Source organism: Streptomyces sp. NPDC127100, assembly GCF_042724095.1.
Taxonomy (GTDB): Bacteria; Actinomycetota; Actinomycetes; order Streptomycetales; family Streptomycetaceae; genus Streptomyces.
On sequence record NZ_JBHXFL010000106.1, the window covers coordinates 1 to 1096 of the forward strand.

Here is a 1096-nt window from a genome sequence, read left to right on the forward strand (position 1 = left end):
ATGCTGCAATGACACGACTTCGGCGGTACGCTTGAGCCCCGCTACATTGTCGGCGCGGAATCACTAGACCAGTGAGCTATTACGCACTCTTTCAAGGGTGGCTGCTTCTAAGCCAACCTCCTGGTTGTCTGTGCGACTCCACATCCTTTCCCACTTAGCGTACGCTTAGGGGCCTTAGTCGATGCTCTGGGCTGTTTCCCTCTCGACCATGGAGCTTATCCCCCACAGTCTCACTGCCGTGCTCTCACTTACCGGCATTCGGAGTTTGGCTAAGGTCAGTAACCCGGTAGGGCCCATCGCCTATCCAGTGCTCTACCTCCGGCAAGAAACACACGACGCTGCACCTAAATGCATTTCGGGGAGAACCAGCTATCACGGAGTTTGATTGGCCTTTCACCCCTAACCACAGGTCATCCCCCAGGTTTTCAACCCTGGTGGGTTCGGTCCTCCACGAAGTCTTACCTCCGCTTCAACCTGCCCATGGCTAGATCACTCCGCTTCGGGTCTTGAGCGTGCTACTGAAACGCCCTGTTCGGACTCGCTTTCGCTACGGCTTCCCCACCCGGGTTAACCTCGCAACACACCGCAAACTCGCAGGCTCATTCTTCAAAAGGCACGCAGTCACGACGCAAGGACAAGTCCTTGCGCGACGCTCCCACGGCTTGTAGGCACACGGTTTCAGGTACTATTTCACTCCGCTCCCGCGGTACTTTTCACCATTCCCTCACGGTACTATCCGCTATCGGTCACCAGGGAATATTTAGGCTTAGCGGGTGGTCCCGCCAGATTCACACGGGATTTCTCGGGCCCCGTGCTACTTGGGTGTCTCTCAAACGAGCCGCTGATGTTTCGACTACGGGGGTCTTACCCTCTACGCCGGACCTTTCGCATGTCCTTCGCCTACATCAACGGTTTCTGACTCGTCCTGCCGCCGGCAGACGACAGAAGAGAGATCCCACAACCCCCACGACGCAACCCCTGCCGGGTCTCACACGTCGTAAGTTTGGCCTCATCCGGTTTCGCTCGCCACTACTCCCGGAATCACGGTTGTTTTCTCTTCCTGCGGGTACTGAGATGTTTCACTTCCCCGCGTTCC

1 rRNA gene is annotated in these 1096 nt (G+C 56.8%); it reads right to left on the reverse strand.

Annotated elements, in window-relative coordinates:
* Positions 1–1096: ribosomal RNA gene (locus tag ACFWJB_RS35445) — 23S ribosomal RNA — on the reverse strand; the annotation flags it as partial.